Origin of the sequence: Azospirillum sp. A1-3 (assembly GCF_023806445.1) — a bacterium.
Taxonomy (GTDB): domain Bacteria; phylum Pseudomonadota; class Alphaproteobacteria; order Azospirillales; family Azospirillaceae; genus Azospirillum.
Genome location: NZ_JAMSLU010000004.1, coordinates 408157 through 418440, shown reverse-complemented (window position 1 = coordinate 418440; position 10284 = coordinate 408157). Strand labels below are relative to the sequence as shown.

Here is a 10284-nt window from a genome sequence, read left to right as displayed (position 1 = left end):
GCATATCAGGTCAGGTTCCGGTTCATGGTTTTGTCCGACGACGCGCTAACCCTGCTCAGAAGCTCCATTCGATCCGTCTGGGCGTTGGAACTGCTTTTGCTGTTGCGCAGACATCCCGATCGAGACTGGTCGAATGGCGACCTCGTGAGGGAGTTGCGCGGCAGCGATGTCGTGGTTCAGGAGGCGCTGGGCGGCTTTCTCGGGGCCGGGCTTCTGGTGGCGTTGGCGGACGGCAGTCACCGTTACCAGCCCGCCGCCCCGATCCTCGACAAATGGGTGGAGGAGATCGCGCAGGCCTATGCCACCCGTCCGTCCGCCATCATCCGCGAGATCTTCGCGGCACCCGGCAACAAGGTGCAGGTTTTCGCCGACTCCTTCAGGTTCCGCCTCAATGACTGAGATTTATTGGACAGAGACGATGGCTGTTTCGACAATGGCTATACTCGCTATGGATATACCCGGCCCGCATCGGCTCCCCTCCCCGCCGGGGAGAGGGAAAGAAGGGCGCTGACATGGATGTCCTGAAGTCTGCGGTCTATCTGCTGTGTTTCGCCGCCAGCCTGCTGTGCATGGTGCTGCTGCTGCGCAGTTACCTGCGGTCGCACAGCCGCCTGCTGCTGTGGAGCACGCTGTGCTTCGTCGGGTTGGCGATCAACAACCTGCTGCTGTTCATCGATGTCGTCGTTCTGCCGACGGAGGTCGACCTGCTGCCGTTCCGCCATCTCTCCGCGCTGGCCGGGGTCGGGATCCTGCTGTACGGCTTCATCTGGGATGCCGAGTGATGTTGCCCACGACTTACAGTTTCTTCACCGGGGCGCTGGCGGCGCTGTATGCGGTCGCGGGGATGTTCTTCCTCAGCTTCTGGAGGCGGACGCGCGATGCGCTGTTCGCCAGCTTCGCATTGGCTTTTGCGCTGCTGGCGATCAATCAGGTGGTGCTGGCGCTGGGCGGGCTGGAGCGGGAGGAGCAGAGCTGGGTCTATGTGCTGCGCCTGCTGGCCTTCCTGCTGATCATCGCCGGCATCGCTCGCAAGAATCTGGAGGGACGGCGGCGCTGACCGGTCATTTGCGGCCGTCGCCGAAACGGCGGCAGTCCCATTCGTCGCTGCCGGCCTCCGCCCGCCCGCCGTTGGAGGTGCGGTAGCGCGCATCGTCGCACCGGCCGTTGCCGGCATAGCGGCTGTAGCCGCCGTGACCCCGGCTTCGGTACCCGGTGTCGTAGCCGTTGCCATAATAGCCGCCATTGTCGTAGCCGCCGCGCCGGTGATGGTGCCGGCCGCGGTTGTAATCGCCATCGTCGTCGTCATCGCCGGCGGTGGCGGCCAGCACGCCCAGCCCGACCACAGCGGCGCCAATCAGCAGGGCGCCCGCCATGTCGTCGTTGCCGCTGCCGGCACAGCCGGGTAAGGCCAGCGACGCCGCCAAGCAAGCGGCCATCACGGTTCTGCCACCGAAAACTCCGCGCCGTGCCACCGTTTCCATCGCCGCCTCCCGGAATAGGGCTTCATTTACGCATGAACACATGATCGGCGGTTTTCATCCGATGCCATTATAATTTCATTTTCGAAATATTTATTCCGCTCTGCTTTAGCCCCGCGGGTGCATACGAAAGGATTGCGGCGGGGCTTGGCCCGGCCGGCGGGAAGCCCTATGGTCGGGCTGCTGTCGCCAATATGGGGAGTGCGTGGATGTTCACCGCCAGGATCCTTCTGCTCGGCTCCGGGGAGTTGGGCAAGGAATTCGTCATCGCGGCCAAGCGGCTGGGCTGCGAGGTTATCGCCTGCGACAGCTATGCCAACGCCCCGGCGATGCAGGTCGCCGATGCGGCGGAGGTGTTCTCCATGCTGGACGCCGACGCCCTGCGCGCGGCCAACGCCAAGCACCGCCCCGACTATATCGTGCCGGAGGTGGAGGCGATCCGCACCGAGGTGCTGCACGAGTTCGAGGATGCCGGCACCACCGTCGTCCCGTCGGCCCGCGCCGCCACCATGACGATGAATCGCGACCGCATCCGCGAGGTCGCCGCGACCGAACTGGGCCTACGCACCTCGCGCTACCGCTATGCCGAAAGCCTGGAGGAGGTACGCGCCGGAGCCGAGCACACCGGGTTCCCCTGCGTCGTCAAGCCGGTGATGTCGTCGTCCGGCAAGGGGCAGAGCACGGTGCAGGACGCTGCCGGGCTGGAGGCCGCCTGGGACTATGCGGTGGCGAATATGCGCGGCGACCGCCGCAAGGTGATCGTCGAGGAGTTCGTCCCCTTCGAGTACGAAATCACGCTGCTGACCGTCCGCACCCGCGACGGCATCCTCTATTGCGAGCCGATCGGCCATCGGCAGGAGCGCGGCGACTACCAAGAATCCTGGCAGCCGGTCGCCATGCCGCAGGCGATGCTGGACGACGCCAAGGCGATGGCCGCGCGCGTCGTCGACAATCTCGGCGGCTACGGCATCTTCGGCGTCGAGTTCTTCGTGACGGCCGACGAGGTGATTTTCTCCGAACTGTCGCCGCGCCCGCACGACACCGGCATGGTCACCCTGCTGTCGCAGAACCTGTCGGAGTTCGAACTGCACGCCCGCGCCATCCTGGGCTTGCCGATCCCGAACATCATCTGCCGTGCTCCGTCGGCGTCGGCCGTCATCCTGGCCGACCGCGAGGCGGAGAATTTCCGCATCGAGGGGTTGGCCGAGGCGCTGAGCCTGGGATCGGCGGAGCAGGAGGTCGACGTCCGGCTGTTCGGCAAGCCGACCACCCGCAAGAACCGCCGCATGGGCGTGGCGCTGGCCACCGGGACCGATACCGACGATGCACGGGCGCGGGCCAAGCAGGCTGCGGACAAGGTGACGATCCGGTATCAGTGAATCGTCAGGCGATGCGTCGGGCAAAGTGGATGCCCGCCGCCCGCCGCGCGTCCACTTACGAGATTGCTGCCAGCGTTCCGGACATGGCGTCGGACTCAAGCATCGGGGCCGCCCGTCCCGTGGTGGTCAGCGGGACGGTGGAACGCCCTTCGCGATAGCCAAACGTGACGTAGTGGGTGGCCGCAGCCGCCTCGGAGGAGCCCAAGGCACGCTGCACATCGGGATTGCGTGCCAGATAGGCCGCCGCATTGAAAGTGATCGTTCGACCTTCCAGGCGTCCACTCGTGGCGTAATGCAAAGCCGCGGCGGTCGTGTCGGTGCCGAAGGCCCGGATCAGATCCGGGTTCGCCGCGATATAGCTCATGGCGTTGAACGTCGTGCTGCGCCCTTCCAACCGGCCGAAAGTGATGTAATGCTCCGTCGCGGCCGCAGTGTTCGTGCCGAAGGCAGCAGCAAGATCGCGGTTCGCAGCCAGATAGCCGGCGGCATCAAACGTCGTCGACCGGCTTTCGAGGTGCCCGGTCTGTGCGTAATGGAAAAAGGCAGCCGTACCGTCGGTTCCGAACGCGGCCGCCAAGTCGCGGTTGGCCGCGAGATAGCTCATCGCGTCGAAGGCGGTCGCGCTGGAGGCTGAGACCGTGCGGTCGGAAAACCGGATATATTCGACATTCCGAATCAGATCGGAACCGTTGAGGCGATCGATGATTGCGGACTGGCCGCCGTAGCTCATCAGTTTGTTGGGCGCATAGCTCTGGCTGGAGATGACCGTATCGAAGCCGTCACCTCCGTCGATCGTATCGACTCCATACCCGCCGCTGATGAGATCATCACCGCCGCCGCCGCCGATATAATCGTTTCCGTTGTATCCATAGAGCGTGTCGGCATAGGACGATCCAAAGATTTGGTCGCTACCGGACAGGATGTTCTGGGTGGTCAGCGCATAGGACAGGCTGTAGAGGCTGTAAAAGCTGATGTTGGCATTGCTGAACGACAGCAGTGGAGCCCCGCCGGGCAGGGTCGCTGACATGGAAGTTATCCTTCCGGACGCATTGTAATCGGTGATGTTGAACGACCCGTTGACGGTAATGTCCATCACCGGTGCCCCGTTCAGTGTATAACGGAACGCGATCTGCGAAGAATTTTGCGTAAGGAGGGAATAGTTGTCGTAAACGATACCAGCGGTATCTCCAGACCCCGATAAATTGATCGAAACATTCGCGACGACAGTGGTCATTCCGGGGCCTCGAGAAATCCGATGGAAGTATGGCTAAGTGGATGTTTTGCAGCAGCTGATCTCAGGGGCGGCGTCGCCGTGCCCTGCGTCACCATCGCGTATCCCGTTCTACGGTCGCCTTCATGCCACCGGTTGGAAGCGGTGACCGTTAGGGCATGCTCAAAAGGGTAAATGCGCAATCTTAGAATGTCGAGAGCGTACGAGTGGATTTCGCTTGCGGCGTGTGGATGCGTCTACCGCCCCAACAGCCGGTCCACCCGCCGCAGGGCCGGGAACATCGCCGCCCACAGGCCGGCCAGACCGACCGCGCCGACGCCGCCTAGCACCACCGCCGGAACTGCGCCGACCAGTGCGGCCACGCTGCCGGATTCGAACTCGCCCAACTGGTTGGAGGCACCGATGAAAAGCGAGGTGACGGCGCCGACCCTGCCGCGCATGTCATCGGGGGTGGAGAGCTGGACCAGCGTCTGGCGGACGAACATGCTGACCTGATCGGTGGCACCGACCGCCAACAGGGCGATGAAGGACAGCACCGGATCGGCCGACAGGCCGAAGGCGATGGTGGCGACGCCGAACCCGGCCACCGCCACCAGCATCCAGCGCCCGGCATGCCGCTTCACGCCCCAGCGGGTGATGACCATCGCCATGGCAAGCGCCCCCAGCGCCGGGGCGGAGCGCAGCAGGCCGAGGCCCCACGGCCCGACAAACAGCACATCGCGCGCATAGATCGGCAGCAGCGCCGTCGCGCCGCCCAACAGAACCGCGAACAGGTCGAGCGAGATGGCGCCCAGGATCTCCGGCCGGCTGCGGATGAAGGCGGCACCGGCCAGCATGCTGGTCAGGCTCATGGCGCGCTTGGTCATGGTGACGGGGCGTGGCCGGCAGGCGGCGATCAGCAGGACCGACAGCACCAGCATCGCCGTGCTGACGCCGTAGACCGCCGCCGGGCCGGCGATGTAGAGAAGGCCGCCCAGCGCCGGGCCGGAGATCTGCGCCACCTGCACGCCCGACGACTGCCAGGCGACGGCGTTGGGAAGGTCCTCCACCGGCACCGTCGCCGACAGGATCGCCTGGTTGGCCGGCCCCTCGAAGGATTTGGCGAGGCCGATCAGCGCCACCACGGCGAAGATCGCGTGGGGTGACAGCCCGCCGGCCATGGTCAGCAGGAACAGGGCGGCCACGGCGACCATCTCGACCGACAGGGCGCCGAACAGCACCGTCTTGCGGTCGTTGTTGTCGACCACATGGCCGGCCACCAAAACCAGCGCCAGGGTGGGCAGGAACTGGAACAGCCCGACAAGACCGAGGTCGAGCGGGTCGCCGGTCATGGCATAGACCTGCCAGCCGACCGCCACCACCTGCATCTGGATTGCCAGCATCGAACAGACCCGCGCGCTCCAGAACAGGGCGAAAGCGCGGTGACGGAAAGCCGACCGGAAACTATCTCCGGTCGTGGCGGCGCTGGTCATTCAAACTGGCTCCAGAAGTGTGGCGAGCCCCAGCCCGCCGCCGATGCCGAGCGTGGCGAGGCCCCTGCGGGGCGTGGTGCCCGCCGCCGGGAACAGCAGCTCGGTGAACAGGCGCGTCACCAGGATGGCCCCCGACGCGCCATAGGGATGGCCGAGCGCCAGCGCGCCGCCACCGACCGACACGCGCGCCGGGTCGATGCCGAGCGCGTCGAGGCTGGCCAGCACCTGAGCGGCAAAGGCCTCGTTGAACTCGACGAGGTCGATGTCGGTGACGGACAGTCCGGGGTTGCGGGCCAGAAGCTTCGTCACCGCCGGGATCGGGCCGGTGCCGAGAAGCTTCGGGTCCACCCCTGCCGCGGTGCTGTCGACCACCGCCAGTCCGTGGGTCAGGCCGAGTTCGCGGAACTTCCGCTCCGACACCACGGCCACCACGGCGGCGCCGTCATTCACCGGGCAGGCGTTGCCGGCGGTCACGGTGCCGTCGGGCCGCAGAATGGGGCGCAGGGCCGCCAGCCGGTCGAGGCTGGTGTCGACGCGCGGGCATTCGTCGCGGTCGATGATGCGGCCGTCGCGGAGGGTGAGGGGCACGATCTCGCGGTCGAACCGTCCGGCGGCTTGCGCGGCGACGGCCTTGCGGTGGCTGTCCAGAGCGTAGCGGTCCTGGCGGGCGCGGTCGATGCCGTGGGCGGCGGCGACGTTCTCCGCCGCTTCGATCATCGACGGGTCGCCGATCTCGTCGGGAGCGAAGCGGGCGCGGTCGTAGAAGGTCGGGCTGCGGTAGAGGCTGGACGGCTTGGCGACGCGCCAAGGGGCGGTGCTGGTGCTCTCCACCCCACCAGCGAGGACGACGTCGCAGGCGCCGGACTGCACCAGCCGGGCTGCGAGGTTGACCGCCTCCAGCCCCGATCCGCACTGCCGGTCCACCGTAACGCCGGGCACCGATACTGGCAGGCCGGCGGCCAGCGCCGACAGCCGCGCGACATTGCCGCCGGGACCGACCGCGTTGCCCAGCAGGACCTCGTCCACCTCCGCCGGGTCCATGCCGGTGTCGGCCAGCACGGCACGAATGACCGGGGCGGCGAGGTCCTCGACGGGAAGCTCGCGCAGGGCACCGCCGATGCGGCCTACGGGCGTACGGCGTGCGGCGACGATGATCGGGCGGTTGCTCATTCCACCACCTCCAGCCCGCCGGCTCTTGCCCGCTCACGGACATCGGCGCGGGCGATCTTGCCGCTGCCGGTCAGGGGCATGTCGGCCGCCGCGAAAACCCGTCGTGGCGCCTTGTAGGCTTCCAGCCGCTCCTGGCACCAGCCGCGCAGCTCGGTGAGCGAGGCGCGTCCGCTCCCGCGCCACCAGACGACGGCGGACAGGGCGTCGCCCCAATAGGGGTCGGGCAGGCCGAACACCACTGCCTCCGACACCGCGGGGTGGGCGCGCAGGGCCGCTTCGACCTCCGCCGGGTAGACGTTCAGGCCGCCGGTGATGACCATGTCCCCGGCCCGGCCGACCAGACGCAGCCAGCCGTCGCCGTCGATCCAGCCGTAATCGCCCACCGTGCCCCAGCCGTCCTGCTCGCGATAGCCGGCGCCGTCGGTGGTGCCGAGATAGCCGTCGCTCAGCATGCCGCTGCGCACCCAAACGGTGCCGGGCTGGCCGCGCTCAACCGGATTGCCGTTATCGTCGCGCAGGCTCAGCTCCACTCCGTGGAAGGGGCGGCCGACGCTGTCGGTGGGGGCACCCTCGCGTGACGAGCGCAGGCTGACGAAGCTCAACTCCGACGCGCCGTAATACTCCAGCACCGCGGCATCCGGGCAGAGCGCGGCCAGCCGATCATGCACCGCGGGGGCGAGCTTGGCGCCGGAACAGACCGCCCGGCGCAGGGCGGGGAAACGCCGGCCGTCACGCTCCGCCGCGTCGAGGATGCCGACCAGCATCGTCGGCACCACCACCAGCGTGGTGACCCCGCACTCCGCCAACTGCGCTGCAGCGTCCGTTGCGTCGAATTTCGGCTGTACCCGCACCGTGGCGCCGGCCGACAGCCCCTCCACTGCGCCATAGAGGCCCAGACCATGAACCAGTGGTCCCGGCACCAGGACGACATCATCGGGTCCGATGCCGAACTCCACCCGGCTCGCCTCCAGCGTCGCCAGCCAGGAGCCCTGGTTGCGGATGAAGGCCTTCGGTCGCCCGGTGGTGCCGGAGGTGAAACCGACCAGAAAGGGCGTTTTCGGATCGATCGCGGGGATGCTCCAGCCCGCCGCTTGATTGGCGATCCAGTCGGAAACGGTGTCCGTCGTCAGGTGCAGGTCGGGGCGAAAGGTGTCGAGGGCTGCGGCGGTCTGCGTGGCGCTCCATTTCGGGTCGAGCAGTCCGACGATCCCGCCGGCCGCAACGATGCCGAAGAACAGCGCCGGCAACTCCGCCCGGTTGCCGAGGCTGAGCGCCACACGCGGCGGCCCACCGTCCCGGCGCAGGGCGGCCACCCCGGCACCGACCCGCCGCACTTGGTCGAGCAGGGTGCCGTAGGACACCACCTCGTCACCGAAGACCAGCGCAGGATGGCCGGGCGTCCGGTCGGCGGACAGTGCGAAAGGGCGGGCGAGGTTGTCCGTCCCGGTATAGCCGCCGGCCAAAGAGAGCCGGTCAGGCGCCATTCGATCAGGCATGGATCGGCAGGATGCCGGCGCGGCGGACGCCCGAGGCGGCGACGGCGGCGACACCGGCCTTGATCAGGTCGCCCGGCACGAAGGCCAGCGAGCCGAACAGCGCCTTCTCGATCGGCAGGCCGGCAACCAGCCACAGCCAGGGAATGCCGCCGGCATAGACGACCAGGATGCCGCCGAGCACGCTGACCGCGAACAGGCGGATCGGGTTCGCGTTGGTGGCGAAACGCTCGGCCAGCCAGCCGGTGACGAAGGCGGCCACCGGGAAGGACAGCACGAAGCCGCCTGTCGGCCCCATCAGCACGCCGATGCCGCCGCGCCCGCCGGCCAGCAGGGGCAGTCCGGCCGCGACCAGCAGCACGAACAGCAGGGCAGCGATGCCGCCGCGCTTGGCGCCCAGGATGGTGCCGGCCAGCATGATACCCAGCGTCTGCGCGGTGATCGGAACCGGCAGGAAGCCGAGCGGAATCGGCGGCGCCATGCCAAGCCCGCCCAGCAGGGCGGCGAACAGGGCGCAGAGGACGAGGTCGCGGGTGGACAACATGGCGGACGCTTCCTTCGGCTGGTGTCTTTATCGTTGAGTGCTGTTTTTGGTCCCGGTAACTTTGGTCCCGGTATCGGCCGGGTCGTAGCCGCGCGCTTCCAATGCGGCGGTCAGATCATCGGCCATGGTGAGGATCTTGACCAGCAGCGGAACGAACAAGGCGGCTATGTTGCGTTCCACGCCGCGGGCGCGCTGGGCCATCCGCACCTCGTGCACCTGCTCGCCCAGCAGCGGGATGAAGCGGATGGTCAGGGCCAGCATCAGCGCCATCTTCGCCGGATTGACCCCGACCGGGCGCAGCAGGCCGAACAGCCGCTCGAACAAATCAACCATATCCATGACGCGGGTGGTCAGCGTGACCAGCGTCGCCAGCAGGATCAGAGCGGCGAAGCGGGCGACGGCGACGGCCGTTTCCTCCCAGCCGCCGCCGGCCAGCAGGGCTTGGAAGCCGAACAGCAGGGTCAGCATGACGACCGGCGCCCGCAACTCCGCAAGCACCCGTCCGGTGGGCAGCCGCGCCGCCGCTAGCACCGCCGCACCGATCAGAGCTGCAGCGAGCGCTCCCCAGGCACCGGGCAGAGCCAGCACCGCCACCGTCACCAGCAGCAGCCCGCCCAGCTTCACCCCCGCCGGCAGGCGGTGGATGACCGACTCCCGATGCAGGTAGAGTCCCAGCATCAGCCGAGCCGCTCGATATAGGCCGGCACGGTGACCGCCGGGAGGCCATCGGCGACGACGCGGCCATCCTCCAGCACCAGCACACGGTCGAAGTCCCTGACCATGTCGAGGTCGTGGGTGACGACGATCACCGTCTGCGGCAGCCCGCGCACCAACTCGATCACCTTGCGGCGGTTGCGCAGGTCGAGCAGGGTGGTCGGCTCGTCGAAGATCACATAGGCCGGTTCCAGCACCAGCACACCGGCGATGGCGAGAAGTTGCTTCTCGCCGCCGCTCATCTGGTGGGCCGGCTGGTGGCGGTAGCGGTCGAGGCCGTAGCGCTCCAGTGCCCCGGCGACACGGCGGGCGATCTCGTCCTTCGGCAGCTTGCGCGCCTTCAGCCCGAAAGCGATGTCTTCTTCGACCGTCGGATAGACGATCTGGGTGTCGGGATTCTGGAAGACGAAGCCGACCCGCTGGCGCACAGTGCGCCCGTCGCTGCGGGTGTCGAGCCCGTCGACGGTGACGGTGCCGGCGGTCGGCACGATCAGGCCGTTCAGCAGCCGTGCCAGCGTGCTCTTGCCCGAGCCGTTGCCGCCGAGGATGGCGATGCGCCGTTCCGTCAGCTGCAGCGACAAATCGTGCAGGACGGGACGGTCGCCATAGGCGTGGGTGACGGACCGGAGTTCGATCATCGACGGGCGCGGGGCTTTCGCATTGCAGTTCTATTGCGCGTGCGAAAGGTTCTTAGCGGGTTTGCGGGCGGGGTGCCAGGGGGAGCATCGCTGTGGGGAGGCCTTGACCTCTGTCCATGTTTCTGTACATAATGCTTTACTCCGGCCAAGGTAAAGTACTGCGAT

The 10284-nt window shown here is 67.4% G+C and carries 12 protein-coding genes; 4 read left to right on the top strand and 8 right to left on the bottom strand.

All coding sequences use genetic code 11. The annotated features are described in order from the left end of the window. Positions 1-24: 24 nt before the first annotated feature. The 3 genes from M5E06_RS23275 to M5E06_RS23265 all read left to right on the top strand — a co-directional run bounded on the left by M5E06_RS23275 (position 25) and on the right by M5E06_RS23265 (position 1057). The gene (locus M5E06_RS23275) at positions 25-399 is read left to right on the top strand and encodes a hypothetical protein (RefSeq protein WP_109153612.1); all 375 of its coding nucleotides are present in this window, start codon (positions 25-27) and stop codon (positions 397-399) included. Positions 400-512: 113 nt separating this feature from the next. Next, positions 513-782 (top strand): DUF5985 family protein, encoded by a 270-nt coding sequence (locus M5E06_RS23270; protein ID WP_199230977.1) that lies wholly within the window; start codon positions 513-515, stop codon positions 780-782. Then, the gene (locus M5E06_RS23265) at positions 782-1057 is read left to right on the top strand and encodes a DUF5985 family protein (protein ID WP_109153614.1); all 276 of its coding nucleotides are present in this window, start codon (positions 782-784) and stop codon (positions 1055-1057) included. The genes M5E06_RS23270 and M5E06_RS23265 overlap by 1 nt, the downstream gene beginning before the upstream one ends. Before the next feature lie 4 nt (positions 1058-1061). On the opposite strand, the gene M5E06_RS23260 is transcribed toward M5E06_RS23265, so the two are convergent. Beyond that, positions 1062-1436, bottom strand: a complete 375-nt coding sequence (locus M5E06_RS23260; RefSeq protein ID WP_252140221.1) for a hypothetical protein — start codon at positions 1434-1436, stop codon at positions 1062-1064. A gap of 251 nt (positions 1437-1687) precedes the next feature. On the opposite strand from M5E06_RS23260, the gene purT reads away from it, so the two are divergent. Then, positions 1688-2857: a formate-dependent phosphoribosylglycinamide formyltransferase gene (gene purT / locus M5E06_RS23255; protein WP_252140220.1), complete on the top strand. Its 1170-nt coding sequence runs from the start codon at positions 1688-1690 to the stop codon at positions 2855-2857. A gap of 55 nt (positions 2858-2912) precedes the next feature. Here purT and M5E06_RS23250 read toward each other — a convergent pair whose 3' ends face one another. From M5E06_RS23250 to M5E06_RS23220, 7 genes are all read right to left on the bottom strand, one after another. Next, positions 2913-4091 (bottom strand): hypothetical protein, encoded by a 1179-nt coding sequence (locus M5E06_RS23250; protein ID WP_252140219.1) that lies wholly within the window; start codon positions 4089-4091, stop codon positions 2913-2915. A 233-nt stretch (positions 4092-4324) separates the two neighbouring features. After that, the gene (locus M5E06_RS23245; protein WP_252140218.1) at positions 4325-5560 is read right to left on the bottom strand and encodes an MFS transporter; all 1236 of its coding nucleotides are present in this window, start codon (positions 5558-5560) and stop codon (positions 4325-4327) included. Further along, on the bottom strand, positions 5561-6730 hold the full coding sequence (locus M5E06_RS23240; protein ID WP_252140217.1) for a thiolase family protein: 1170 nt from the start codon (positions 6728-6730) through the stop codon (positions 5561-5563). It lies immediately after the preceding gene. Further along, a complete protein-coding gene (locus M5E06_RS23235) occupies positions 6727-8226 on the bottom strand; it encodes a class I adenylate-forming enzyme family protein (RefSeq protein WP_252140216.1) in 1500 nt (499 codons plus the stop codon). Before M5E06_RS23235 ends, M5E06_RS23240 begins: the two co-directional genes overlap by 4 nt. Further along, entirely contained in the window at positions 8219-8767 is a 549-nt protein-coding gene (locus tag M5E06_RS23230) for a biotin transporter BioY (protein ID WP_252140215.1), read from the bottom strand. The genes M5E06_RS23235 and M5E06_RS23230 overlap by 8 nt, the downstream gene beginning before the upstream one ends. Positions 8768-8794: 27 nt before the next feature. Continuing rightward, positions 8795-9445 (bottom strand): energy-coupling factor transporter transmembrane component T family protein, encoded by a 651-nt coding sequence (locus M5E06_RS23225; protein ID WP_252140214.1) that lies wholly within the window; start codon positions 9443-9445, stop codon positions 8795-8797. Beyond that, positions 9445-10119, bottom strand: coding sequence for an energy-coupling factor ABC transporter ATP-binding protein (locus M5E06_RS23220; RefSeq protein ID WP_252140213.1), 675 nt, complete (start codon positions 10117-10119; stop codon positions 9445-9447). Before M5E06_RS23220 ends, M5E06_RS23225 begins: the two co-directional genes overlap by 1 nt. Positions 10120-10284: the final 165 nt, after the last annotated feature.